The 24,995-nt window shown below is 43.0% G+C and carries 24 protein-coding genes and 1 pseudogene; 17 read left to right on the forward strand and 8 right to left on the reverse strand.

Annotated features, from left to right (window positions below; genetic code table 11):
• Positions 1 to 155 precede the first annotated feature (155 nt).
• Positions 156 to 2,114: a molecular chaperone DnaK gene (dnaK, locus tag D1367_RS13950; RefSeq protein ID WP_118166984.1), complete on the forward strand. Its 1,959-nt coding sequence runs from the start codon at positions 156 to 158 to the stop codon at positions 2,112 to 2,114.
• A 322-nt stretch (positions 2,115 to 2,436) separates the two neighbouring features.
• Here the strand turns inward: dnaK and D1367_RS30140 are convergent, their stop codons facing one another.
• On the reverse strand, positions 2,437 to 2,703 hold the full coding sequence (locus D1367_RS30140) for a hypothetical protein (protein WP_147337367.1): 267 nt from the start codon (positions 2,701 to 2,703) through the stop codon (positions 2,437 to 2,439).
• A gap of 215 nt (positions 2,704 to 2,918) precedes the next feature.
• On the opposite strand from D1367_RS30140, the gene dnaJ reads away from it, so the two are divergent.
• From dnaJ to D1367_RS13985, 9 genes and pseudogenes are all read left to right on the forward strand, one after another.
• Entirely contained in the window at positions 2,919 to 4,046 is a 1,128-nt protein-coding gene (dnaJ, locus tag D1367_RS13955) for a molecular chaperone DnaJ (protein ID WP_118166985.1), read from the forward strand.
• On the forward strand, positions 4,046 to 4,303 hold the full coding sequence (locus D1367_RS13960) for a sulfurtransferase TusA family protein (protein ID WP_100900138.1): 258 nt from the start codon (positions 4,046 to 4,048) through the stop codon (positions 4,301 to 4,303). Before dnaJ ends, D1367_RS13960 begins: the two co-directional genes overlap by 1 nt.
• A complete protein-coding gene (gene rsgA, locus D1367_RS13965) occupies positions 4,300 to 5,439 on the forward strand; it encodes a small ribosomal subunit biogenesis GTPase RsgA (protein ID WP_118166986.1) in 1,140 nt (379 codons plus the stop codon). The genes D1367_RS13960 and rsgA overlap by 4 nt, the downstream gene beginning before the upstream one ends.
• 114 nt (positions 5,440 to 5,553) lie before the next feature.
• A pseudogene (locus D1367_RS13970) lies at positions 5,554 to 5,943 on the forward strand (Uma2 family endonuclease); the annotation flags it as partial.
• Between the two features lie 47 nt (positions 5,944 to 5,990).
• Positions 5,991 to 6,560: a Uma2 family endonuclease gene (locus D1367_RS13975; RefSeq protein ID WP_118166987.1), complete on the forward strand. Its 570-nt coding sequence runs from the start codon at positions 5,991 to 5,993 to the stop codon at positions 6,558 to 6,560.
• Positions 6,541 to 6,759: a hypothetical protein gene (locus D1367_RS30145; RefSeq protein WP_147337368.1), complete on the forward strand. Its 219-nt coding sequence runs from the start codon at positions 6,541 to 6,543 to the stop codon at positions 6,757 to 6,759. The genes D1367_RS13975 and D1367_RS30145 overlap by 20 nt, the downstream gene beginning before the upstream one ends.
• Positions 6,760 to 6,918: 159 nt before the next feature.
• Positions 6,919 to 8,508 (forward strand): glycoside hydrolase family 57 protein, encoded by a 1,590-nt coding sequence (locus tag D1367_RS13980; protein ID WP_118166988.1) that lies wholly within the window; start codon positions 6,919 to 6,921, stop codon positions 8,506 to 8,508.
• A gap of 117 nt (positions 8,509 to 8,625) precedes the next feature.
• On the forward strand, positions 8,626 to 8,769 hold the full coding sequence (locus tag D1367_RS30835; protein ID WP_181985179.1) for a DUF6888 family protein: 144 nt from the start codon (positions 8,626 to 8,628) through the stop codon (positions 8,767 to 8,769).
• A complete protein-coding gene (locus tag D1367_RS13985) occupies positions 8,753 to 8,950 on the forward strand; it encodes a DUF6887 family protein (RefSeq protein WP_109011583.1) in 198 nt (65 codons plus the stop codon). The genes D1367_RS30835 and D1367_RS13985 overlap by 17 nt, the downstream gene beginning before the upstream one ends.
• Before the next feature lie 82 nt (positions 8,951 to 9,032).
• Here the strand turns inward: D1367_RS13985 and D1367_RS13990 are convergent, their stop codons facing one another.
• From D1367_RS13990 to petC, 5 genes are all read right to left on the reverse strand, one after another.
• Positions 9,033 to 9,740 carry a Uma2 family endonuclease gene (locus D1367_RS13990; protein ID WP_118166989.1) on the reverse strand — a complete coding sequence of 236 codons (708 nt, stop codon included), beginning with the start codon at positions 9,738 to 9,740 and terminating at the stop codon, positions 9,033 to 9,035.
• A gap of 203 nt (positions 9,741 to 9,943) precedes the next feature.
• Positions 9,944 to 10,630, reverse strand: a complete 687-nt coding sequence (locus tag D1367_RS13995) for an SAM-dependent methyltransferase (protein WP_118166990.1) — start codon at positions 10,628 to 10,630, stop codon at positions 9,944 to 9,946.
• Positions 10,631 to 10,676: 46 nt separating this feature from the next.
• The gene (locus D1367_RS32795) at positions 10,677 to 10,799 is read right to left on the reverse strand and encodes a hypothetical protein (RefSeq protein ID WP_267255676.1); all 123 of its coding nucleotides are present in this window, start codon (positions 10,797 to 10,799) and stop codon (positions 10,677 to 10,679) included.
• Positions 10,800 to 11,011: 212 nt separating this feature from the next.
• On the reverse strand, positions 11,012 to 12,013 hold the full coding sequence (gene petA, locus D1367_RS14000; protein ID WP_118166991.1) for a cytochrome f: 1,002 nt from the start codon (positions 12,011 to 12,013) through the stop codon (positions 11,012 to 11,014).
• Positions 12,014 to 12,126: 113 nt separating this feature from the next.
• A complete protein-coding gene (petC, locus tag D1367_RS14005) occupies positions 12,127 to 12,666 on the reverse strand; it encodes a cytochrome b6-f complex iron-sulfur subunit (protein ID WP_118166992.1) in 540 nt (179 codons plus the stop codon).
• Between the two features lie 228 nt (positions 12,667 to 12,894).
• Between petC and D1367_RS14010 the strand changes: the two genes are divergently transcribed.
• Both D1367_RS14010 and D1367_RS14015 read left to right on the forward strand, forming a co-directional pair.
• Positions 12,895 to 13,203, forward strand: a complete 309-nt coding sequence (locus D1367_RS14010) for a DUF3067 family protein (RefSeq protein WP_118166993.1) — start codon at positions 12,895 to 12,897, stop codon at positions 13,201 to 13,203.
• 60 nt (positions 13,204 to 13,263) lie between these two features.
• A complete protein-coding gene (locus tag D1367_RS14015) occupies positions 13,264 to 14,052 on the forward strand; it encodes a DUF4058 family protein (protein ID WP_118166994.1) in 789 nt (262 codons plus the stop codon).
• A 53-nt stretch (positions 14,053 to 14,105) separates the two neighbouring features.
• Here D1367_RS14015 and tatC read toward each other — a convergent pair whose 3' ends face one another.
• Entirely contained in the window at positions 14,106 to 14,900 is a 795-nt protein-coding gene (tatC, locus tag D1367_RS14020; protein ID WP_118166995.1) for a twin-arginine translocase subunit TatC, read from the reverse strand.
• A 412-nt stretch (positions 14,901 to 15,312) separates the two neighbouring features.
• On the opposite strand from tatC, the gene D1367_RS14025 reads away from it, so the two are divergent.
• Together D1367_RS14025 and D1367_RS14030 are read left to right on the forward strand one after the other, a co-directional pair.
• Positions 15,313 to 15,543: a hypothetical protein gene (locus D1367_RS14025; protein WP_118166996.1), complete on the forward strand. Its 231-nt coding sequence runs from the start codon at positions 15,313 to 15,315 to the stop codon at positions 15,541 to 15,543.
• 221 nt (positions 15,544 to 15,764) lie between these two features.
• On the forward strand, positions 15,765 to 16,622 hold the full coding sequence (locus tag D1367_RS14030) for an SDR family NAD(P)-dependent oxidoreductase (RefSeq protein ID WP_118166997.1): 858 nt from the start codon (positions 15,765 to 15,767) through the stop codon (positions 16,620 to 16,622).
• Between the two features lie 93 nt (positions 16,623 to 16,715).
• Here the strand turns inward: D1367_RS14030 and D1367_RS31785 are convergent, their stop codons facing one another.
• Positions 16,716 to 16,853 (reverse strand): hypothetical protein, encoded by a 138-nt coding sequence (locus D1367_RS31785; RefSeq protein ID WP_220451036.1) that lies wholly within the window; start codon positions 16,851 to 16,853, stop codon positions 16,716 to 16,718.
• 1,104 nt (positions 16,854 to 17,957) lie between these two features.
• Between D1367_RS31785 and D1367_RS30840 the strand changes: the two genes are divergently transcribed.
• The 3 genes from D1367_RS30840 (at position 17,958) to D1367_RS14040 (ending at position 24,951) form a co-directional block, all read left to right on the forward strand.
• Positions 17,958 to 18,200, forward strand: coding sequence for a hypothetical protein (locus D1367_RS30840; RefSeq protein WP_181985180.1), 243 nt, complete (start codon positions 17,958 to 17,960; stop codon positions 18,198 to 18,200).
• Positions 18,201 to 18,388: 188 nt separating this feature from the next.
• Positions 18,389 to 19,726 carry a P-loop NTPase fold protein gene (locus tag D1367_RS14035; protein WP_118166998.1) on the forward strand — a complete coding sequence of 446 codons (1,338 nt, stop codon included), beginning with the start codon at positions 18,389 to 18,391 and terminating at the stop codon, positions 19,724 to 19,726.
• Complete coding sequence (locus D1367_RS14040; RefSeq protein ID WP_118166999.1) at positions 19,696 to 24,951, forward strand: WD40 domain-containing protein; 5,256 nt, start codon at positions 19,696 to 19,698, stop codon at positions 24,949 to 24,951. Before D1367_RS14035 ends, D1367_RS14040 begins: the two co-directional genes overlap by 31 nt.
• The last annotated feature ends 44 nt before the right edge of the window (positions 24,952 to 24,995 follow it).

Genomic DNA, 24,995 nt, shown 5'->3' on the forward strand with positions numbered 1-24,995 from the left:
AGCAAGGCTTTGGATAACTCTCTGTGTTTCAACTTCTCTTTTGCTACCAGTAATAAGGGTTTCACAGACGTTATCCGCTAGCCTTGGTTCGGAGCAAAAAAATTTAGTCCGCGACATATTACAGCAGAAAAAACTCGGTAAAAATACTGATAGTTATGGGAAAAGTTATTGGGATCGACTTAGGCACTACTAACAGTTGCGTCGCAGTTTTGGAGGGCGGTCAACCACTGGTGATCTCCAATTCTGAAGGTGGACGAACTACTCCAAGTATTGTGGGATTTGGGAAGAGTGGCGATCGCTTGATTGGTCAATTGGCAAAGCGCCAAGCCGTAACCAATGCCGAAAACACAATTTACAGTATTAAACGATTTATCGGGCGGCGTTGGGAAGACACTGAAACAGAACGCGATCGCGTCCCCTACAACTGTGTCAAGGGTCGAGACGATACGGTTGATGTCCAAATTCGCTCAAAAAATTACACGCCACAAGAACTATCCGCCATGATCCTGCAAAAGCTCAAGCAGGATGCAGAAAACTTCTTGGGTGAGGAAGTCACTCAGGCAGTGATCACGGTACCGGCATATTTTACAGATACCCAAAGACAAGCAACTAAAGATGCTGGCACAATTGCAGGACTAGAAGTCCTGCGAATCATCAATGAACCAACAGCTGCGGCTTTAGCTTTTGGATTGGACAAGCAAGACCAAGAGCAGCTAATTTTAGTATTTGACTTGGGAGGCGGTACCTTTGACGTATCGATTCTGCAACTTGGGGATGGCGTTTTTGAAGTTAAGGCGACTTGTGGTAACAACCACTTGGGGGGAGACGACTTTGATAATGCGATCGTGCTTTGGATGATGGAACGCTTTCAGCAACAAGAGAAAATCGACCTTGCCCAAGATAAGATGGCACTGCAACGCCTGCGGGAAGCAGCGGAAAAAGCAAAAATTGAACTCTCCAGCATGACAAATACCTCCATCAACTTGCCCTTTATCACAGCTGATGACACCGGGCCAAAGCATCTGGAGATGGAACTCAGCCGCTCTAAATTTGAAGAACTGGGACTTAATTTAATTGAAGGTACTATCGAACCAATGATCCAAGCGCTCAAAGATGCGGATCTCAAACCACAAGCCATAGATCGGATTATCTTGGTAGGTGGTTCTACCCGTATTCCCGCAGTCCAAAACGCGCTAATTAAGTTTTTCGATGGCAAAGCTCCCGATCGCTCTATCAACCCTGACGAAGCCGTAGCATTAGGAGCAGCTATCCAAGCAGGGGTGTTGGGTGGTGAAGTTGATAATCTCTTACTATTGGATGTCACTCCTCTGTCCTTGGGAATTGAAACCTTGGGTGAAGTGTTCACCAAAATTATTGAACGTAACACCACAATTCCCACTAGTAAGTCACAAATTTTTTCCACAGCAGTTGATGGGCAAACCTCAGTAGAAATTCACATCCTCCAAGGTGAACGGGCAATGTCACGAGATAACAAGAGTCTCGGCAAGTTTCTGCTAACAGGAATTCCCCCATCGCCCCGTGGTGTGCCGCAAATTGAAGTATCCTTTGAAATCGATGTCAACGGCATCCTGAAGGTTTCTGCCCAAGACAAAGGTACAGGTAGAGAACAAAGTATCAGGATTACCAATACAGGTGGTTTGAGTACCAACGAAGTCGAACGGATGCGCCAAGAGGCCGAACTGTTTTCCGACGAAGATAGAAGACGTAAAGAACTGGTTGAACTCAAAAACCAAGCAGATAATCTGTTGTTCAGTTACGAATCCACCATCAAGGATAATAGCAATTTTATCGGCGACCAGATGAAAACCTTGGCCAGTGAAAAAGTTTCACAACTCCAAGCTGCAATGATTGACTCCAGCATCTCCACTGTGGAATTTAAGCAGCGCTTAGACGACTTCCAACAAACCTTGTTTGCAATTGGTGCTGATGTTTACAATCGAGCTAACAGCCAAAGTGATGAGATTGAGGAAACCTCAACTAATCTCGCTACCCCAGAAGTAGACTCACCAATGAATGGCACACTAATACCACAATTCAACTTTGATTTTGACGAAGAAAGTACTGCCCAGGTTGATTATGAGGCGATAGATTAGGGGTTGGGCATTGGCAAGAGGCAGAGGGACTCTTAGCTGGGAGCAGAGGGGAGGGAAAGAGTAATAAAAAGGTAATTCTTTATTCTCTCCCTTGCCCCCTGCCCCTTGCTCCCCTGCCTCTTTCCCACCCCCTAAGTTGCAGATTTTTATTGAAAACTCGTGAACCGTCAACGGTCAACAGTGAACAATAGCAATGGAATATTTTTTTACTTGGAAGTCCCTTTAATATATCTATATATTTAGATTATAAATTTAGCGAAGTTTCACAAGACCCCAGCAGTTTGCTAGATTGTAGAAGCAAATCACTCTGGGCTAGGCAGTGTCAGTTCAGATGCACTTCCATTGCATAAGGGTGGTTTTCCACACCTAATGGTGCGGGTAGCCCCTCTGGTTGATGGGCGGGGTTTTCCTCTCCTACGTAGCACAATTGTAAAAGAGACAGCCGACTCGGCAGTGAGAAGTCTGAGCATAGGCTTCCCCTGCTGCTAACTTCTATCGCTTTTGTCGTCTCCCACGAGGAAAGCACCTGTTGCTCAAGATTTGTCGGTGATTTTTGTAAAGGGTAAAGGGTAAAATCAGTTATTAACAAAAATTAATTTTATCTTCTGCCTGACCTCCGGCAAGCCGCTCTCTAAAAAATACTGTGTTGCTGCTTCATCTGTAGGCAAAACACTTTTCCGTAGGGTAGCAAGTGACCGTGACGTTCTACTGCCCTTCGGGTTCACCAGTCGCTGATGGGGGAAACCCCCAAGACCGCGCAGGTTCACCTTCTGCTTTCTTACTTCTAACTTTTACCTTTGTTATATGGCCCGCGACTATTATGAAATCCTGGGTGTCTCTCGTGACACCGACAAAGAAGAAATCAAACAAGCCTATCGCCGTTTAGCCCGGAAGTATCACCCAGATGTGAACAAAGAGCCGGGGGCGGAGGATCGCTTTAAAGAAATTAACCGCGCTTATGAGGTACTCTCAGAGCCAGAAACCCGCGCTCGTTACGATCGCTTTGGCCCAGAGGGTGTGTCAGGTGCTGGCTCAGGTTTCCAAGATGTCGGCGATATGGGTGGTTTTGCCGATATCTTTGAAAGCATTTTTAGTGGCTTTGCTGGCGGTATGGGTAATCCCACGCAACAAAGACGGCGCAGTGGGCCTGCTAGGGGTGATGACCTACGGTTAGACCTGAAGTTAGACTTTCGGGAAGCGGTATTTGGCGGAGAAAAAGAAATTCGCATTTCCCATCTAGAAAATTGTGAAGTCTGTAGCGGTTCTGGTGCTAAACCTGGAACCCGCCCCCGGACTTGTTCTACTTGTAGCGGATCTGGTCAAGTCCGCCGTGTTACCAGAACACCTTTTGGCAGTTTCACCCAAGTTTCGACTTGTCCCACCTGTAATGGGACAGGGATGGTAATTGAAGATAAGTGTGATGCCTGTGATGGTAAAGGCGCAAATCAAGTCACAAAGAAACTCAAAATTACCATTCCCGCAGGGGTGGATAATGGCACACGCTTGCGGATTTCTAGTGAAGGAGATGCCGGTCAGCGCAGTGGCCCTCCTGGGGATTTGTACGTTTACTTGTTCGTAAATGAGGACGAGGAATTCCAACGGGATGGCATTAATATTCTCTCGGAAATCAAACTTAGCTATCTGCAAGCGATTTTAGGTTGTCGGTTAGAGGTAGATACGGTAGATGGGCCTGTAGAACTGATTATTCCAGCTGGAACCCAGCCGAATACGGTGATGAAGTTGGAAAATCGTGGCGTACCCCGTTTGGGTAATCCCGTTAGTCGAGGGGATCACATGCTGACAGTATTAATTGATATTCCCACCAAGGTCACCCCTGAGGAGAGGGAATTGTTGGAGAAGCTGGCTAAAATTAAGGGAGATCGCACTGGTAAAGGCGGTCTAGAAGGATTCTTGGGAAATTTATTTAAGTAATGAAGCCCTCTTCTCTTTTAACTCCTGATGCTCAACTTGATTTACGCGGCACTCCTTGCCCAATTAATTTTGTGCGGACAAAACTACGTCTGGAGAAAATGCCATTGGGAGGTTTACTAGAAGTCTGGCTAGACCCAGGTGAGCCGATTGAGCAGGTTCCCGATAGTCTGACAATGGCAGGTTATCAGGTGGAACAAATTACAAACTGCACTAGTTATTTTTCTCTGTTAGTACGTCGTCCAGTTGCTAGCCAATGACAGGGGAAAATTTTGCCGCAACTGGACAGTTATTGGGTCAGTTATTGGGTACGGTGGTAGCTGTACAAGCTAATTTTTACCGAGTACAGCTGGATGAAGAGGATGGGGAGATGAGGGAGATAAGGGAGATAAGGGAGATGGGGGAGCAAAATCTTCCTCATCTTCCTCATCCCCTCCTCCTCCTCTGTACTCGCCGAACACGCCTGAAGAAAATCGGGCAACAGGTGATGGTAGGCGATCGCGTTGTGGTAGAAGAACCCGATTGGGCTGGGGGGCGGGGTGCGATCGCTGATGTTTTACCCCGCCAAAGTGAATTAGATCGTCCAGCGATCGCCAATGTCAACCAAATCCTATTGGTATTTGCCGTTGCTGATCCGCCTTTGGAACCTTATCAACTAAGTCGGTTTCTAATTAAGGCTGAGTCTACTGGCTTGGATGTGCTTTTATGTTTGAATAAAAGTGATTTAATTTCACCGCAAGAACAGCAGCAAGTTAGCGATCGCCTACTTGGTTGGGGCTATGAACCAATATTTATCAGCGTCAAAGATGGTATAAATACCGACCAAGCAGCCAGATATTTGAGTAATAAAATTACTGTAATTGCTGGGCCTTCCGGCGTGGGTAAATCCAGCCTGATTAATTCGCTGATTGACTCTCTTGAGCTGCGAGTGGGAGAGGTTTCTGGCAAACTGGCTCGTGGCCGTCATACCACTCGCCATATAGAATTATTTGAGTTGCCTAGCGGTGGTTTGCTTGCTGATACTCCCGGCTTTAATCAGCCTGATATGGATTGTAACCCAGAAGAATTAATCCATTATTTCCCAGAAGCAAGAAAGCGGTTAGCAGTTGCTAGCTGTCGGTTTAGTGATTGTCTGCATCGAGACGAGCCTGAGTGTGTGGTGCGGGGAGACTGGGAACGATATGAACATTATTTAGAATTTTTGTCCGATGCGATCGCTCGTCAAACTCAGCTGCACCAACAAGCTGATCCTGAATCTACGATGAAGTTAAAAAGCAAAAGCAAAGGCAAAGGGCAGAGTCAATACGAACCCAAGTTAGAAAGTAAAAAATATCGCCGAATTTCCCGGAAGACTCAGTTACAGGACTTACAGGAATTATATCGGGATGAGGAATAAGCAGTGCGATGTCTACGATGGTCACTGAGCGCGGCCGAAGTGCGGGCTGCGCTACGCGCTTCTATGCAAAGGTTGGTCACGGTAGCATGGATATAAATAGAAAAAGTATCTTGTATGTCTCAGCCGCTTGCTGCCACCGCTAGTGTAAAAGATGTCAATGAGAGTATAATTTTCCCACCAGGCGACATCTATAGTGATGAACCCCCTTTGGAATCTGATTTACACCGCGAACAAATAGATTTACTCATCCGCCTGATTAAATGGTGGTGGCGCGATCGTCAGGATTTTTATGCTATCGGTAACCTGACGATTTATTTCAGTCCTAATCAGAAAAAGTCAGAAGAATTTCGAGGGCCTGATTTCTTTCTGGTTTTAAATACAGAAAAAAAAGACCGCAAAAGCTGGGTTGTGTGGCAAGAAGACGGCAAATACCCCAATGTGATTATTGAGATGTTATCTGCTTCCACTGCCTCGGTTGATAAAGGTTTGAAAAAACAAATATTCTGAAAAATAGAATTTTATCTCTAAACTAGGCATGGGAAAATAATGCTATGAACCAAACAATACCCGATCAAGTCCGTTGGACAACCTCAGACTTAGAATTATTCACAACTGATGAATGGAAGCGCTATGAAATTATTGACGGAGAACTCTTTGTGACTAGAGCGCCTCATTGGAGACATCAAGGAACTGCGGGTAATATATCCTTAGAATTACAAATTTGGGATCGCTCTAGTGGGCTAGGGGAAACCCGTCAAACTCCCGGCATAATTTTTACAGATGCCGATAATGTCATACCTGATGTAGTTTGGATTAGTCGTGAGCGTTTAGCACAATTGCTAGATGACGAAGGACATTTAAGAGGAGCGCCAGAACTGATTGTGGAAGTGCTTTCTCCTGGGATAACTAACGAACGTCGAGATCGAGAAGCCAAGCTGAAACTATACTCATCCACAGGAGTCCAAGAATATTGGATTGCAAATTGGCAATTACAGCAGCTAGAAGTTTATCGCAGAGAATCTGCCCAATTAAAACTGATCGCAACCTTGCTGGCTGATGACGAAATCACATCACCACTGTTACCAGGTTTCGGCGTTCGAGTTGAGCGTTTTTTTATATAATGTGGCGATCGCTCGTCAATACGAACCCAGTGTTGCAGTTCTCGCTGGCAAAGCTGAGAAATTTACCCAGGAGGCTTGCTCCCAAGCGCACTTTGTGGGATGTAATGTTAAAGCCACTCACACGGTAACGGAGCCTACACCGCCTTCTCTGAACTACAGGCTCATACAATATGCAAACAAGCAGAGGTTTTACAACTAGTTAACAACACGGGGTGGGGGCATAACATTGTTGTGCCTTTACACATTATATTTAACTCAATTGAAAACTATTCTTCCGATCCCCATAAAGTCTTAAAATATTGTTAATTTCAGCCAAACCTCTCGACCTTCAACTTACAAGTATCACCCCAAAATCACTATGGCTATCGGCTACGTCGCGCTTGTACTTCACGCACATCTGCCCTTCGTTCGTCACCCGGAAAGTGACTACGTGCTGGAGGAAGAATGGCTCTATGAAGCCATCACAGAAACCTACATTCCATTATTGAAAGTATTTGAAGGCTTAAAGCGAGACGGTATCGACTTTAAAATCACGATGAGTATGACACCACCTCTAGTGTCGATGCTTCGTGATCCTCTGCTGCAAGAACGCTATGACGCGCACTTGACCCAACTAGAAGAACTTATAGAACTAGAAGCAGAACATAATGTCAATAACGGGCATCTTCGTTATTTAGCCGAACATTACATTACTGAGTTTAAAGAAGCGCGTCAGCTATGGGAACGCAATCAAGGTGACTTGGTGACAGCTTTTAAGCAGTTCCAAGACAGTAACAACCTGGAAATCATTACTTGCGGCGCTACTCATGGCTATTTGCCGTTGATGAAAATGTATCCAGAAGCGGTCTGGGCACAAATTCAGGTAGCCTGCGAACATTATGAGCAAACCTTTGGAAAAGCACCCAGAGGCATTTGGTTGCCGGAATGCGCCTACTATGAAGGTCTAGATCGGATGCTAGCCGATGCTGGGTTACGCTACTTTCTTACTGATGGGCATGGCATTCTTTACGCCCGTCCCCGTCCGCGCTTTGGCACTTATGCGCCAATTTATACAGAAACTGGTGTTGCGGTCTTTGGGCGAGATCATGAATCTTCCCAACAGGTATGGTCTTCTGAAGTGGGCTATCCTGGGGCGGCGGAATATCGAGAATTTTACAAAGATTTGGGCTGGGAAGCAGAATATGAGTACATCAAGCCCTACATCATGCCCAATGGTCAGAGAAAGAATACGGGTATTAAGTATCACAAAATTACGGGGCGTGGCTTAGGACTTTCAGATAAGGCACTTTACGATCCTTATTGGGCTAGGGAAAAGGCCGCAGAACACGCTGCTAACTTTATGTATAACCGAGAGCAGCAATCTGAGCATCTCTATGGTATAATGCAGCGTCCGCCAATTATCGTTTCGCCTTATGACGCAGAGTTATTTGGACATTGGTGGTATGAAGGCCCCTGGTTCATCGATTACCTATTCCGTAAGTCGTGGTATGACCAAAAAACATATCAAATGACCCATTTAGCAGACTATTTGCGAGATCAGCCAACTCAGCAAGTCTGTCGTCCTTCGCAGTCAAGTTGGGGTTTCAAAGGTTTCCACGAATATTGGTTGAATGAAACGAACGCGTGGGTTTATCCGCATTTGCACAAAGCTGCTGAACGGATGATTGAAATCTCGCATTTGGAACCAGAGGATGAATTGCAGTGGAAAGCGCTTAACCAAGCGGCGCGGGAATTATTATTAGCACAATCTTCTGACTGGGCATTTATTATGCGGACGGGAACAATGGTACCCTATGCAATTAGACGGACGCGATCGCACCTGATGCGGTTCAATAAGCTCTACGAAGATGTTAAAGTCGGCAAAGTTGACAGTGGTTGGCTGGAAAAAGTCGAGTTAATGGATAATATTTTCCCTGAAATCAACTATCGCGTTTACCGTCCCCTATAGTTTCACAAAAAATAATCAACAGCAGTAGGGTGGGCATTGCTCACCCTATATTAGTAGTGAGGAGCGTTTATTTTACCAACAACAGAGCAAGCCTTAGCCTGTGTAAGGGTTTGTCAAATGCTGTCAAATCTTTACAAAGACATCCGTTTATTTCGATTTGACGACAAAATCGGAGAAATTTATATTTTATCTGCGGATGAACTGCAAATCATTGTTTATCGCAATGGCGAATGGGAGTTTGTCAATGAACCCGAATTATGAGCAAATGAGTTTTACAGAGTTGAGAGCTTATGTCGTAGAAAACCGTGAAGATATTGAAGCTCTACGTTTTTTAATGAGCAAACGCGATCCTAATTCTCCAAAGTATCCCATGCCTGTGACAGAAGCTGATATGCAAGCCCAGATGGAAATCATTAGGCGTAAGATTAATGGAGAACTTTGAGATTATTGTCTAATTTAGTAAGCATAATTAGGGTGGGTAAATCATACTCACCCTATTATTTTATTAACACTGCCAGATTTAGCTAAAGGCTATCTGGATCGATATTTAATTCTCGAAGTTTAGCAGCTAATCTTTGCGCTTTTTGCTCTGTTTGCTGTCGAGCCTCTTCTGCGGCTTGTCGTGCAACTGCTTCCTCTTCATGAGTTAGGAGTGTTTGACTCGTAGCGGGATTGTAAAAACGCAGTTTTCCTGCTTCCAGCCGTAACTCTAGCCCCAAAACTTCACTGGGTAGGGACACTGTACCATCTGGTAGGGTATTGGCTGCTACTGGGAAATAATTCCCATCGACCAAGTGTAAACCCTGGAGTTGGGGATTGAGATAATCGCCTGTGGGGTCATATTGGAAATATTCACGCACTCCCAAAAAGGCGTAAATTCCTTTTTTTGCACCTTGGTCTTTGCTGCGGGTGCTTTTTGAGGTAATTTCTAGAACAAAATTTGGGGTTTGATTATTTTCTTCCCAGGTTTTGTAAGAACGTCTGTCACGGTTTTCCACTCCAAACACCACAAATACATCTGGGGCGACAACCGATTCTGGATAACCTTTTTCGTAGTAAATAAATAGATTACCAGCGACGTATACATCTGGGTGATTTTGAAAATAAATTTCCAGCACAGTGGTAGCGTATACAAGACACTTGCGCTGTAAATCACCTTCGGCCATCGGCTTACCATCCTCATCTGGGTACTCAATCGTAGTAACGGGGATGTACTCTATTGAGACTGTCATGGGCGAATCCCTCAACTCAACTAGGGCTAGATTCAATACTATCGCTCAAAATGCGATCGCTATGACTGAGAGGTTAGCAAATCACGAGAAATTCCAGATTGCGTAGGCGTAGCCAGCCGTAGACATCGCTTTCATTGAGCATCTGATGAGAAATATTAGCCGGAATTTCTACACTTTCGTGGTTAGAAAGCACTCGGCGAGAATCATTGATTAACCCTGGTCATAATCTTCAACATCTGGTTGCCCCCTTTTTGAAATTCGTAAGCAACAGGCTCAACCTTTACATCAAATCCCTGACTGGAAAACGTTTGGATCACTGACTCGATATAGGGTGATAATTCACCATCAAGTTTCAACAAGGGAAAAATCCTCACCTCTGGAGAGATTCTCAGGAGTTCATGAATAGATGCGATGTGAAAATCGAGTGATAGCTGCTCAGAGTAAAGAAAGAGCAAATGGGAACACACACATAACCCAAATTGATTGTTAGCTAGTTCTAGATTTGGTAGAGATAGCGGTAAGTAGCGCCCTGCTATTTTACCAGTTTCATAGTCCAACAAAAATTTCTCCATCGCTGCTAGACGAGCATAACCAAGTTCATCTGCATCACGAAAGTTCTTCCAAATGTAGCGGTTTGAATTTTGTTTAACCTGCTTGATGACTAGCTCGTAAGTTTCTAAAACTCGTTGTTTGATTTGTTCAGCAGAAAACTGATAGACAGGATCAATAGACACAACTGAATGTCCGAGTTCTGTCATTTCAGCATTGAAGTTTGCAGGTCCATCACCACATCCAAGAATTGTCATGTTCAGGTCTGCATCTGACAAGGCAAACATCAGCTTATACTCTTCAAGAGTTCTGCCCCACGGAACAACCTCATTTAACTTCATAGATAATTAACGTAAATTGCCAAACCATTACAAGTAAATGCACACATTAATCTATAACTACATCAGCTAGTAAATCATCCATTTCATCGCTCATTTCTTGGGTATAAGGAACAAGTTTAGAAGACTTCTGCATAGCATCCTTCATCAGCAAGTCAAGAAAAAGGCTCATGATAATGCCTTCATATTCATTAGCTTCATAAACATTAGCGACTTCCATAAGCTAATATAAATATTTTTGACTAAATACATATACTGTGATTTTAAAGCATTTATGATTAAAGTCTACTAGCAGTTAAGTCTCAAATTTCTAGGTTTCGTGTAACTAACATAAAAAAAGACAGGCAAGATGCCTGTCCTACAAATAATGATTTAGCAAAGAATTTAGAAATTCATTTCAGCAGCTTGGACTTTCTCAACCTGCTTTTTCTTCAGAACGAGCATAACTTGAGCCAACATTACAAGAGCGATGAACGCAATCATCCATTGGACTCTAGAGGCGTCTTGAAGTACGATTTCTCCATCTGCTTGACCGAATCCACCGACATTGGGGTTGCTGGTCAAAGCATCACCAGCCTTAACTGCTTGCCCTTCGGAAACAAGTAGGTCTGGCCCTAAAGGAATCGTATCAACGACAACATCACCAGATTCAGGTTGGATGTTTACTAGATATTTAACGTTACCGTCTCCATCTTCCTCTTTGGCAATCTTGGTAATTGTGCCAGTAGCGGAAGCGTTGTAAACAGTGTTGTTGCTCTTTTCGCCAGTTGGATAAACTTGTCCGCGTCCTCGGTTAGCACCTAAGTGAACTGAATATTTACCGAAGTGGATGTTTTTGTCGGTTGCGGGGTTGGGAGAAAGAACTGGGAAGACGATTTCCTGATACTGTTCACCTGGTAAGGGGCCGACGATGATAACGTTTTCTTTGTCTTCGCTGTAGGATTGGAAGGGAGTGTCGCCAACTTCTTCTTTAAGTTCTTCAGAAAGACGATCTTCAGGAGCAATCTTAAAGCCTTCAGGTAGCATCAGTACAGCACCGACGTTCAAGCCAACCTTAGAACCATCAGCACCAACTTGCTGGGCGCTAAGATCGTAGGGAATTTTCACCACAGCTTTGAATACAGTGTCAGGTAGCACCGATTGGGGAACTTCCACTTCTGAGGGCTTGGCTGCTAGGTGACAGTTGGCACAAACAATCCGCCCGGTTGGTTCGCGGGGGGTTTCGGGATAGGTTTGCTGTGCCCAAAAGGGATAGGCGGCAGCTGACTGGGGAAGGGCTAGATCGCTGGTGAAGTAAAATGTCACAGTAGCGATCGCAATGAGCAATGTTTTGACGATCGCTCTAGCGCTGCGAGTTAACCTCGCTTTTAAGAAAACATTTCTCATCTCTAATAAGGGCAACGATTGAATTAGTCATTAGTCATTGGTCATTAGTCATTAGTCATTAGTCATTAAGCCCTGAACAAAGGACGAATAACTAAGGACTAAGGACAAAATTATTAAGCCCACCAAGCTGCATCGCCGGTGCGGAAGTCGGTTTCAGTCCAAGGGGTCAAAACGATTTTGTCGTCTTTTACATTGGTATGGGCTAAAGGTAAAGACAACGGTGCTGGGCCCCGAACAACCTTACCAGTTTCGTCATACTGAGAACCATGACAAGGACACTTAAACTTGTTCTCTGCAATGTTCCAGGGGACGACACAACCTAAGTGGGTGCAAATGGCGTTAATGCCATAATCTTTGATCGCTTCTTTGCTGTCTACCACAATATAGGTAGGATCTCCCTTTAGCCCTTGGACTAGGTTGCGATCGCCTGCATTCCGGTTTTCGAGAAATTTAGCGACGCTAACATCGTTACCTAGCTCGTCTTTTGCCGTTACACCGCCACCAGCACCACCTGTTGCGGGTGGAATAAAGTAGTTGACAACGGGATACAATGCACCCAGAGCCACTCCAGTGACAGTCCCAAAAGTGAGCAGATTCATGAACTGACGACGCCCCATATCGGGCACGTCTGCTGATTCAGAAAATTGAGCCATAATCTCCGCGCTCTTTGTGTATTTTGTTAAGCATTTTGACAAAAGTACTGTACTTGAGGAACTCTTGTCTAAGTCGAAATGCTAGCGCTCACAACGATGCCATACTTCTTTGTTCCAAGATATAAAAAGCATCTTTTCTGTTAGCATTACATTTCTTTATATCCTTATCATACTGGAGTCACGGAACTTAACATCATAACTAAATGTAAAATCTGATTGAGAAAAGCTATGACAGGACAGGAATTACGTCAGATGTTGCTTGATAAGTGGGGATATTCTTATGATGTCCAGTTGCGGCGGGCACAGGGAAAGATATTTTTGCAAGTCATGTGGAAATATCTGGAGCAAGCTTCTTTTCCATTGAGCGAGGCGGAGTACCAAGAGCATCTTGACACCATTGCTAATTATCTTCATGCCTTGGGTGGGTCAATGCAGGTACAAACATATATTAACCAAACACGCGATCGCCCCCGCCTCGGCAAAGCTGTTAGCATTCCTTTAGATTTGGGTGAACGTTCTTCGGAATGGATATTATAATCAAGTTTTTCTTCCTTAATTTACAATCATCCTAATCCCTCATTTCAGGATAGTAAAACTATGAATTCTCCATTTCCCGGAATGAATCCTTATTTAGAAAATCCTGTCTTTTGGTCAGAATTACATCATCGATTAATTACAGCTATAGCAGATACTATTGAAGAAAATATTCCCCCACAGTATCGAGTTGCAATTGAACAACGTACTTATTTAAGTGATGACTCAGATTCTGTATTAGTTGGTATACCTGATGTTTCTATTTTTTCTCAACACAAATCACCGCAGCAATACTCATCAACTAGTACCCAAACAGAAACGTCAGAAGGCATCACGGTGATGATACCGTTACCTGAACATATTACGGAAAATTACTTAGAAATTCGAGAAGTTTCTACAGGTTTTGTGGTAGCTTCTATCGAAGTTTTATCTCCTAAAAATAAACGCCCAGGCGAAGGGAGAAAAGCCTATGAACTGAAACGCAAACAAGTTTTAGCTAGTCTTTCTCACTTAGTCGAAATTGATTTACTCAGAAGTGGAAAAGCCATGTCAATTTTAGGGGAAGTGCCTGTAACAGATTATCAAATTATTGTTAGCAGAAGTGAAAAACGTCCTCAAGCTAAATTATACGGATTTAGCGTCAGAGAAACGATTCCCGTATTTCCATTACCGTTACAGTCAGAAGATACAGAACCGATTGTAGATTTGCAATCTTTATTGCATGGTATATACAATCGTGCCAGATATTACTTAGCAATTGATTATAATAAAGAACCAGTACCACCCCTAAAACCAGAAGATATTTTATGGTCTGATACCCTCTTACGCGAACAAGGGTTAAGGAATAATTAGTAATTAGTTAATAATTTTACCTATTCCCTGTCACCTGTCATCTATTCCCTATGTTATTTACCTGTAAGTTTAACCAGTCCAACACCACCGAAATAAAGCCCTAAAACTGCTCCCGCTAAAAGACTTTGAGTCAGGGGGTCAGTAGAAGGTGTAAGCACGGCTCCTAAAACGACTGCTCCCATAATTACGTAACGCCAACCAGAAACCATGCGTTGAGAGGAGACAATGTTCAAATTACCGAGCAGCAGTTGGATGATCGGAATTTGAAATGCTAAACCAGTGCTGAATAACAGTAGCAGCACAAATTCAAAATATTTATCAATTGACCAAAGTTGTTCAACTACATCTGCTCCGTAGCTGATGAAAAATTTCAACGCTGCGGGGATAAGGAGTAAATAGGCAAATACTAACCCAGCAGCAAACAGTACACTCGAACCCAAAACCACAGGCCCCAATAAACGGCGTTCGCGGCGAGTCAGTCCTGGAAGCACAAACTGGATAATCTGGTAAAGAATGAAAGGACTAGTAAGTACGAAGCCAGTGTAGGCTGCAACTTTAACGGAGACAAAGAAATATTCTCCGGGTGCAAGTTGGAGAAATTTTACTCCTTGTGCGGGAACTTCAAGTAATTGGACAATGGGTTTAACGGCAAAAAAACAGCCAATAATACCCACCGCTACGGCAATCAGAGAATAGAAAATGCGCTGCCGCAACTCTTCTAGGTGGTCGAAAAGGGACATTTCAACTTCACCTGGCAACTCATCAAGAGGATTTGTGTCTGAGTTGCCATATTCTTCTGGGTCGATGTTGAGAACGTTTACAGTATCTACGTCTTGTGAAGGCGTCACGTCGCTTCGCTCCGAATTCAAAATTCACTCATTCAAAATTAAAAATTAACAATCCCCTAAATTTATTTATGGGCTTGTATCTTTTTTTTGTCGGTCATCGACCATTTCGGTGACTCAGCACTCTTCATTATTTTATCTGGGGAATGCAGCTAGCAAGATATGTTTTTGAGTGCTGTAGGTTTTTTGTCCTGTTTTTTCGGGTTGCATCTGCATAAATTAGTAGTAAGCCATCTTGTAGGCAATGTTTAACCTAAAAAAAGAGTGGAACCGATAATTTAGAAATTACGTCTCTGCGGCTAGTAGCGCTGAGTAAATTGACACAACATGAAGATATAATACTCAGTTTTGAAAATCCGGTTCATCAAGGTGGTATCTATACATAGCTTAAGCGGAAATTTTTAGCTGAGGTTTTATGAATCGGACAATTTGCATTGGACTGTTGGCATTACCTGTTTATTTATACAATGCTCAACTAGGCAATACTTATAGTAGTGACGTGTCAATTGTCGAAAACCAGCTTCCCATAATAACTGCTCTAGTTGTTTACAACACAAATTCTCAGTTAGACAAATTCCCGTGGCAAATATCGGCTAGAGATGACCAAACCGAAGATTGTCTTCGCGCTGGTACTTGCAGAGATTGATACTAATGCGTAATTCGTAATTCGTAATTCGTAATTCGTAATGACGCTCGATAGCGAAGCGTTAGCGACGCAGGAGCGTCTGACTCGCTAACGCCATTAGCGTCTCCCCAACTCTTGGAGACGCTGCGCAAAGGGAGAAGACTTGCTACCGCAACTCTTGGAGACGCACTCGCGTTCGCTAACGTAATTTCAGTAATTTCATCATAATACGGAGAGAGTTAATGGTTGCAGGAAATCAACGTACAGTAGTGGTTACAGGAGCATCAACAGGAATTGGTCAGGCGTGTGCTTTGCTTTTAGACCAGTTGGGCTTCTCTGTTTTTGCTGGCGTGCGTCAAGATATTGATGCTCAAACACTTAAACAGAAAGGGTCACAAAGGCTGATTCCGATTTTTTTAGATGTTACTGACGCTGAATCGATCGCATCTGCGGTTGCTCAGGTAACAAATGCAGTCGGTGGTGCGGGGATTTTAGGTTTAGTGAATAATGCCGGAGTTGCTATCCCAGGCCCGTTGGAATTATTAGCGATCGCAGAATTTCAACACCAGATGCAGGTTAATGTCACCGGGCAATTAGCAGTCACACAAGCATTTCTTGGTCTATTACGCCAAAATCGGGGCCGAATTGTCAATATGGGTTCCATTGCTGGTAGAAGCCCTACGCCATTCCTGGGAGCTTACAATGCTTCCAAATTTGCGCTCGTTGCACTCACTGATGTGATGCGGATGGAGTTAAGCCCTTGGGGAATCTCGGTTTCAATTATCGAACCTGGTTCCATCGCTACTCCAATCTGGGAAAAGTCTCTAAGTCAATCTCAAATCGCACAGCAGGAGCTACCGCAAACGGCACACAATCTCTACGGACAGGCGATGAATATTGTCCGCAAGAAAATGCAGATTATCGCATCTAAGGGAATTTCTGCCGATATTGTCGCTCAGGCTGTTGTCCATGCGCTGACTGCAAAACAACCTAAGACGCGCTATCTTGTTGGACAAGATGCCAAAATCGGAGCGCTGTTAAAGCATATTTTGCCTGATAAGTTACATGACCAGATAATTTTATATTCAATGGGATTGTAGATTAGCGATCGTCAATATTTTAGGGCTAGGGCGTGTTTTAAAACTACTCGTCTAGCCTCCTAATTTTTTAGATCCCTCCAGATCCAGAATAAGCTAGTTTTGTGCAAAGCCTACCGTAATAAAACTGAAAAGTGCGTTAGGGAACTCCAAAAAATAAATTATTCCACATTCAAGTCGTTGACTGTTGACTGTTGACTGTTGACTGAAAACTCGTGAACCGTCAACGGTCAACAGTGAACAATAGCAATGGAATATTTTTTTACTTGGAAGTCCCTAAGCAAGCTACGCAAAGCGTCTCGTAGAGAAGCTCACCGTTCGCGTAGCGTTCCGTAGGAAAGGTATCGCCTAGACTAAAATTCATATTGAACTAAGTAAAAATGCCATTCAACTTACTCAAAATGAGCTTTTACTTTCTCAAAAGCAGCTTTTACTTACTCAAACCCCAGTTTGCTTACTCATTTTGGTGTTTTCCGCAAGCAAAATAAGCTTTTACTTATTCAAACCCCAGTTTGCTTACTCATTTTGGTGTTTTCCGCAAGCAAAATAAGCTTTTACTTATTCAAACCCCAGTTTGCTTACTCATTTTGGTGTTTTCCGCAAGCAAAATAAGCTTTTGCTTACTCAAAAGCAGCTTTTGCTTACTCATTTAAGTAATTCACGCATTCATTTTGGTATATCATTGAGCGGAAAGCTGGCGATGTAGGGCTATTTCATTCTCATCTAGCCCGCCTCAGAATAAATTCTGAGGCTAATAGCCCAAGTCGTCTAAAGACGACTAATAAAAGGGAAAAGGTTAAAGGGTAAAGGGAAAAGGGATGAACAGGTCGCCGACAAGGGGCGAGGTTTTTACCTTCCCCATAAAATTTGGAAAATTTTCGCTTGACTTCGGGCGAGGTTTTTACCTTTCCCCCTTCCCCTTCTTCATAAAGGCTTTTAGTCGTCTTTAGACGACTTAGGCTATGAGCCAGGAACTTTAGTTCTGGGCGGTTTATGTCTAAAACGAAATAGCCCTAGCTGGCGATGCTCTAAAAAAGAATTTTATTTTTGAAATAGACAATAGAAATTAAAGTTATTAACGAACAATAAAATTTACAAGAAGTAATGCAGGTTTTGCTAATTAACTCTAAATTGAAGTTGTAATTAACCAACGCTTTTGCTAAAAGTCCTATTTTGCATGGATTGTAGATTATTCTCTCGCCAAAGTGATAAAAGCTCTTTAATCACTCAAGCTGATGACGGGTTCAAGAGAGCTACAAAACTGTACTTAACAGTACCTTTTTTTATGTTGGATATTTTTAATATTCATAAGAGTAGCTTATTTAATATTAGGAACTTTTGCTATTTGTACTTATAGTAGTATTTCTGCTTACTTTAACTAAGGGACTTCCAACTAAAAAAATATTCCATTGCTACTGTTCACGAGTTTTCAGTCAACAGTTAACAGTCAACAGTCAACAGTCAACAGTCAACAGTCAACAGTCAACAGTCAACAGTCAACAGTCAACAGTCAACAGTCAACAGTCAACAGTCAACAGTCAACAGTCAACAGTCAACAGTCAACGACCTGAAGCGGAATAATTTATTTTTTGGAGTTCCCTAAAATATCAGCGTTACCATGTGCTACATCTAACATGTATATGAACAATTATTCTGAATGCTGCTAGTTTAGTTAGTAGTTGGATGAAAATAAGGCATAAATTCCCTAAAATCAATATATTTATCCAGTAAATTTTGTCATCCCCATTCTTGAGTGAACTTGATTAGTTATGCTCCTAGATTTAGAAAGATTTTATCAGGCTTGCAATCCGAGCAGACCTCTAATCATAGGAAACGCCAGCGATCGCAGGTACTATATCGATTTTGCTGCGGTGCGGGGTGGTAAAATCATTGAGGCTTTGCAGCGCACGATCGCTAGAATATCGCCGGATGTTCCAACCTGTCAACTATTTACAGGACATCTCGGTTGTGGCAAATCAACGGAGTTGTTGCGCCTCAAAGCTGAATTAGAAGTGCAGCAATTTCATGTAGTTTATTTTGAGTCTACCCATGTCTTAGAAATGGCAGATGTGGATGTGACTGATATTTTGTTGGCGATCGCAGGCCAAGTGAGTGAAAGCCTAGAAGCAATGAAAATTAGGCTCAAACCTACCTACTTTACCAAGTTGTTTGGTGAAATTGTGGATTTTTTGCAAACGCCAATTGACCTTGGGGTAGAAGCAGAATTATCTGTGGGGATTGCCAAAATTACAGCTAAAACTAAAGAAAGTCCTCAATTGCGGCGGCGGTTAAGAGATTATCTAGAACCACGAACAGCAAATATTTTACAGTCAATTAATCAAGAATTGCTAGAACGTGCCACTAAGGAACTGAAAACCAGGGGTAAAAAAGGACTAGTAGTGATTGTTGATAACTTGGATAGAGTCGCAATTCGACCTTTACCATCGGGGCGATCGCTACCAGAATACTTATTTATTGAGCGGGGTGAACAGTTACGCAAACTAAATTGTCATGTAGTTTACACTATTCCCTTAGCCCTGACTTTTTCCAACGATAGCGCCGAACTTCAGCATCGTTTAGGGGGAGGAGTCGCCCCAAAAATGTTACCGATGATACCTGTACGTTTGCGCTCTGGGGAAATTTTCACCCAAGGGCTAGCAATGATGCAGCAAATGGTGCTAGCTAGAGCTTTTCCAGACATTTTACCTAGCGATCGGTTAGGCTTAATTACAGAGGTGTTTGATAGTCGGGAAACCTTAGATCGATTGTGCCTGATTAGTGGTGGTCATGTACGCGACTTACTAGGGTTACTGTTTGATTGTCTGCGAGAACAAGATCCACCCTTTGAGCGGGATTGTGTCGAATTGGTAATTCAAAGACAACGCGATTACCGAGCCAACGCCATCGATCCTCATGAGTGGGAATTAATCTTTCAGGTGGTGCAACAGCAGAGAGTTAGAGGTGATATACAATACCACGCTTTATTGCGAAGTTTATTTGTATTTGAATACCGCGATCATCAGGGAGTTTGGTTTGCCGTCAACCCAGTTTTAGCAGAGACGGAAAAATTTAAATCATGGTTGAACGACACCTACAAGCAGATATAAGAGCAGCTAACGAGCGTGCTTTGCGAAGTTTGGGGAGAGCAATTACCCTTTCTAACGGTCAATTCTCCCTGGTTTTGGTGTGCTGCAATTATCGAGTTTTGCAAGAGCGAATGCTGCAACAACTCGAAGAAATCTCTTCAGGAGTACACCGAATTCAAAAGGTAGTTCTGTCGCATAATGCTAGAAGCCTTTACACAAGTATTCATTTACAACTGTTAACCGAAGAAAATCCGCCCTCGGCGTTGATGATTTTGGGTTTAGAGTCGGTAGATGGACTTGATGATTTACTTAGCTCTATCAATCATATTCGTGATGAATTTCGCAAACGCCACCCATTTCCGATGATTGTGTGGATGAACGAGGAAGTATTGCAAAAGGTTGTGCGTTTAGCGCCAGATTTTGCTAGTTGGGCGGCGACACCGATTCGGTTTGAGATGACAACTGAATCATTGCTGCAATTTTTGCAACAGCAAACTGACTCTTTATTTGCGACGGTGTTACCAAGCGATTCTGCACAACATCAACCTCCTCAAGTTGCCAAGAATTATTTCACTGTGGAGCAAGTTTGGGAACATAGCTATGAACTCCACTTTGCCATTAGAGAGTTGCACAATCGTGGTATCACCTTAGAGTCAGAATTACACGCTAGTTTAGAATTTGTTTTTGGTCTAGATGATTATATTAGCGATCGCATTCATCCAGCTTTAAACCATTTTCAGCAAAGCTTGCAAGTTTGGCAGCAGTTGGCGAAGGAAGGGGATGAGGAAGAAATCAATTCAAAATTCAAAACTTGTACTGAGCGTAGCCGAAGTATTCAAAATTCAAAATTGAATAAAAATACTGGTGAAGATGGGGGAGATGAGGGTGTATTTTCTTCGCCTAAGCCTCCTAATCGCCCATCTCCACTACTTCTGAGACAGGGAGTTTTGCTGTTTTATATTGGGCTATGTTATTGCCGTTTAGCAGAGCAAAATCAAACAGAAAACCGCCGTCATTGGTATACAGCTAAATTTTATTTTCAGCAGTGCTTGACTATCTTACAGGTGGGTGGGCGTCCAGATATAGTTGCTGAATTTATTAGTCAACTCGCTGAAGTTTTGCAATATCTGCAAGAGTGGCAAGAATTGCAGACGGTTGCTCAAAAGTCTCTGGAGTTGCATCAAACTTATGGTAGTCAAATCCAATTAGCTTGTGACTACGGTTTTCTAGCGCAAGTGGCTGTGCAGCAATCGCGGTGGGTACAGGCGAGTATATTAGCACACGTATCACTGCTGAAATTAGGCGAGGCGCAAAAGCACAATGACCCTTATAACCGCTTATTTCCGTTACTGTTGGGGCAAATTTACTATTTAGTTTTAGCGAAAGCGCAGCGAAATTTAGGTGAGTTAGAAGTAGCTCGTGAATACTTAGACAAGGCGACAAAAGAACTACCAGCAGCCTTAGAAAGCAGTGCCCATCAATACGATGCCCATCGTTATATTCGCTTATTGCGGACACTGCGATCGCTCTATTTTGAAGAAGGGCGATATCTGGAAGCTTATTACATTCGCCAGAAACGGCGTTCTGTTGAGCAACAGTATGGTTTTCGGGCTTTTATTGGTGCCGGACGCTTGCAACCCCAAAGACAGGCGACAAACCCAGCATTGATGTCACCTTCTGGGAGTAGCAGCGTTGCTTTAGAAATTGGAGCTTCTGGCCGTGAGCGTGATATTAATAACTTAATTGGCAGAATTAGCCGCGCTGATCGAAAATTGACGGTGATTCACGGTCAATCAGGGGTGGGTAAGAGTTCTATTGTAACTGCGGGGTTAGTTCCAGCCCTGCAAAATCGAGCTATTGGCGATCAAATAGCTGTACCTGTGGTGCTGCAAGTTTACACAGATTGGGCACGGGAATTAGGGAAATCTTTAACTGAGGCGATGTCTAATGACGCATCCCTTGCGATATATACTGACATCATGGCAGAAACAGCCCTTGAATCGGAATTGCCTTACTCTGCTACACCTATTGCTATCCTCAGAATTTTACAACAACTAAAACAAAATGCTGATAACCATCTGATCACAGTTTTAATTTTTGACCAGTTTGAAGAATTTTTCTTTGGTTATAGCGATCGCAATCAAAAGCAAGAGTTTGATAAATTTATTAGCGACTGTCTGAATATACCCTTTGTTAAAGTTATTCTTTCTTTACGAGAAGATTATTTACATCGTTTATTAGACTTTAAAAATGTTTCAGCACTAGAAGCGATTAATAATAATATTCTTGACAAGCATATTCGTTATCAGTTAAATAATTTTTCGCCAGAATATGCTAAAGCAATTATCCGAAAATTAACAGAGCGATCGCAGTTTAATTTAGAACCTGCTTTAATTGATGCCTTAATCGAAGATTTATCCACAGGATTTGGAGAAGTCCGCCCCATTGAATTACAAGTTGTGGGAGCGCAGATTCAAGATGAGCGAATTACTACCTTAGAAGAATATCAGCCATATAGACCGAATAAACTCATCGAGCGATATCTTAAGGAACTGATTAAAGACTGCGGCCCAGAAAATGAACGAGCCGCGTTACTCGTCTTATACTTATTAACAGATGAAAGTAACAACCGACCTTTTAAAACTCGTGCTGAATTAGCGGCGCAGCTATCAGAATTAGAAGATGCAAATAAATTAGAGTTAGTATTAGAAATTTTAGTAAGCTCCGGTTTAGTGGTACTATTTCCTGATGTACCAGAACGCTATCAACTGATTCACGATTATTTAGTAGACTTGATTCGCTATTTGCAACAACAAGAATCGAGCTTACAGGTACAACTTAACCAGTTGCGCTACAAAGTAGAACAGAGTCAAGCTGAGATTGAACGACTTAAGAGCGAACTTAGCCAAAATGAGCAGCGATCGCAATTAGTAGATCCTTATCCCCAACAGGGTTTGGATTTATTAACAGAATTACGAGAATTACACAAACGCGAAGAATTGAGTCAGTTAGAAATTGAGCAATTACGAGCTGAACTTAAAGAAAAAGAATTAACAGCTAAACTCGCAGAAAGTCAAAAGAAACAAAGGCTCAGTGAAGCTCAATTAAATCGTTCGTTGAAAATTGCCCTTACTGCTTCTTTTCTTGCCATATTAGGATTAAGTGTTTCCATCGTCACAGCAGTAGATAGCGAAATTAAAACCCTCAGCGCATCTAGTGAAGCCTTATTTGCATCCCAAAAAGGTATTGATGCTTTAAAAGAAGGTTTAAAAGCCGGGAGAAAATTACAACAAACAGTCTGGGTAGATTCCAATACCAAAGAGCAAGTACAGACGGCACTATATCAAGCTGTTTCAGGGTTAAAAGAATATAACCGTTTTGACGGGCATATATCTGGGGTAAATAGTGTTACATTTAGCCTCGATCGCTCTTTAATTGCCTCAGCCAGTGCGGATACTACAATCAAACTTTGGCATCCCGATGGTAGCTTAGTTAAAACGTTATCGGGGCATGAAGATGTAGTTAATAGCGTCAGTTTCAGCCCAGATAGTCAAATCGTTGCTTCCGCCAGTCAAGATAAGACGGTAAAACTTTGGAGTCGAGAGGGTCAACTGCTTGCTACTCTATTAGGGCATCAAAGTGTGGTGAATAGTGCCAATTTTAGCCCCGATGGTCAAATTATTGCTTCGGCGAGTAGCGACAAGACGGTGAAACTGTGGAATCGGGATGGTAAACTGCTCAAAACTTTGCAGGGACATAATGGTGCAGTTTTAAGCGTTGCTTGGTCGCCTGATGGACAAACCATTGCTTCCGGGAGTGCTGACAAGACGGTAAAATTGTGGAATCGGGACGGTAAGCTGCTCAAAACCTTCCAGGGACATGATGATGCAGTCTTGAGTGTAGCTTGGTCGCTCGATGGTAAAGCGATCGCTTCTGCTAGTTTAGACCAAACAATCAAACTGTGGAATTTAGAGGGTAAGCTACTGCGAACCTTATCGGGGCATAGTTCTGGAGTTACCAGCGTTACTTTTAGCCGTGATGGGAAAGCGGTAAGCAAAGCCATGCCCTACGGGCTTATCGCTTCTGCAAGTACTGATGAGACAATCAAACTTTGGAGTTCTGAAGGTGTGTTGCTGGCAACCCTGAAGGGACATAATAATTGGGTGAATAGCGTCAGTTTCAGCCCAGACGATCGCACCTTGGCTTCTGCAAGTCGAGACAAAACCATTAAACTTTGGCATTGGGACGGTGTATTATTGCAAAAGCCCAAAGCCGATAATGATGACTGGATAACTAGCATCAGTTTTAGCCCAGGCGATCGCACCTTAGCAGCAGCAAGCCGAGACAAAACCGTAAAACTTTTCAGTCCAGACGGGAAACTAATACGTATATTCACGGGGCATAAAGGTGAAGTTTGGGGCGTTAGTTTCAGCCGCGATGGTCAAGTAATTGCTTCGGCTAGTAAAGATAAAACGGTGAAGCTTTGGAGTCGTGACGGTAAACTGCTCAAGACCTTGCCGGGTCATAATGATACCGTTTTGGGTGTAGCTTGGTCGCCGAATGGTCAAGTAATTGCCTCAGCTAGTAAAGATAAAACAGTAAAGCTTTGGAGTCGAGACGGTAAACTACTTAACACCTTGCAAGGACATCAAGATGCGGTGAATTGGGTAAGTTTTAGTCCTGATGGTAAGTTGCTAGCTTCAGCCAGCGATGACAAAACAGTAAAAATTTGGAATTTAGATGGTAAATTGCTATACAACTTAACTGGTCATAGTCGCCGGGTAAATGGGGTTGCTTGGACACCTGATAGTCAAGCGGTGAGCGGAGCCATGCCCAAAGGGCTTATCGCTTCAGCTAGTATTGATAACACGGTGAAGATTTGGAGCCGGGACGGTCATCTGCTAAATAATCTTATAGGCGATGGTGATAGTTTCATCAGTGTGAGTTTTAGCCCCGATGGTAAAACTTTGGCAGCTAGCAGTGATGACAAAGTGAGAATTTGGAACCGAGAAGGGACGTTGCTGATTGCTTTGAAAGGCGATAAGCAAGAGTTAACCAGCGTCAGTTTTAGTAATGACGGCAAGACTCTGGCTGCGGGTAGTGGTAATGGTACAGTGATTTTCCAGAACTTGGCAGATATCCAACTTGAGAAATTGCTGGCACGGGGTTGCAATTTGCTACATGATTATTTGCAGACTAATCAGAAGGTAATGAAGAGCGATCGCGCCTTGTGTTCTAGTAGATAATAGCGTATTTATTTATCAAATTTACTTTTTACTTTTGCCTTGTT

This window comes from Nostoc sphaeroides (assembly GCF_003443655.1).
In the GTDB taxonomy this organism is placed as follows: Bacteria; Cyanobacteriota; Cyanobacteriia; order Cyanobacteriales; family Nostocaceae; genus Nostoc; species Nostoc sphaeroides.

Bases quoted from the DNA above. Each gene is read 5' to 3' on its own strand.
- dnaK (WP_118166984.1), top strand. From the start codon at position 156: ATGGGAAAAGTTATTGGGATCGACTTAGGCACTACTAACAGTTGCGTC.
- dnaJ (WP_118166985.1), top strand. From the start codon at position 2,919: ATGGCCCGCGACTATTATGAAATCCTGGGTGTCTCTCGTGACACCGAC.
- D1367_RS13960 (WP_100900138.1), top strand. From the start codon at position 4,046: ATGAAGCCCTCTTCTCTTTTAACTCCTGATGCTCAACTTGATTTACGC.
- rsgA (WP_118166986.1), top strand. From the start codon at position 4,300: ATGACAGGGGAAAATTTTGCCGCAACTGGACAGTTATTGGGTCAGTTA.
- D1367_RS13975 (WP_118166987.1), top strand. From the start codon at position 5,991: ATGAACCAAACAATACCCGATCAAGTCCGTTGGACAACCTCAGACTTA.
- D1367_RS13980 (WP_118166988.1), top strand. From the start codon at position 6,919: ATGGCTATCGGCTACGTCGCGCTTGTACTTCACGCACATCTGCCCTTC.
- D1367_RS30835 (WP_181985179.1), top strand. From the start codon at position 8,626: ATGCTGTCAAATCTTTACAAAGACATCCGTTTATTTCGATTTGACGAC.
- D1367_RS13985 (WP_109011583.1), top strand. From the start codon at position 8,753: ATGAACCCGAATTATGAGCAAATGAGTTTTACAGAGTTGAGAGCTTAT.
- D1367_RS13990 (WP_118166989.1), bottom strand. From the start codon at position 9,740: ATGACAGTCTCAATAGAGTACATCCCCGTTACTACGATTGAGTACCCA.
- D1367_RS13995 (WP_118166990.1), bottom strand. From the start codon at position 10,630: ATGAAGTTAAATGAGGTTGTTCCGTGGGGCAGAACTCTTGAAGAGTAT.
- D1367_RS32795 (WP_267255676.1), bottom strand. From the start codon at position 10,799: ATGAGCCTTTTTCTTGACTTGCTGATGAAGGATGCTATGCAGAAGTCT.
- petA (WP_118166991.1), bottom strand. From the start codon at position 12,013: ATGAGAAATGTTTTCTTAAAAGCGAGGTTAACTCGCAGCGCTAGAGCG.
- petC (WP_118166992.1), bottom strand. From the start codon at position 12,666: ATGGCTCAATTTTCTGAATCAGCAGACGTGCCCGATATGGGGCGTCGT.
- D1367_RS14010 (WP_118166993.1), top strand. From the start codon at position 12,895: ATGACAGGACAGGAATTACGTCAGATGTTGCTTGATAAGTGGGGATAT.
- D1367_RS14015 (WP_118166994.1), top strand. From the start codon at position 13,264: ATGAATTCTCCATTTCCCGGAATGAATCCTTATTTAGAAAATCCTGTC.
- D1367_RS14025 (WP_118166996.1), top strand. From the start codon at position 15,313: ATGAATCGGACAATTTGCATTGGACTGTTGGCATTACCTGTTTATTTA.
- D1367_RS14030 (WP_118166997.1), top strand. From the start codon at position 15,765: ATGGTTGCAGGAAATCAACGTACAGTAGTGGTTACAGGAGCATCAACA.
- D1367_RS14035 (WP_118166998.1), top strand. From the start codon at position 18,389: ATGCTCCTAGATTTAGAAAGATTTTATCAGGCTTGCAATCCGAGCAGA.
- D1367_RS14040 (WP_118166999.1), top strand. From the start codon at position 19,696: ATGGTTGAACGACACCTACAAGCAGATATAAGAGCAGCTAACGAGCGT.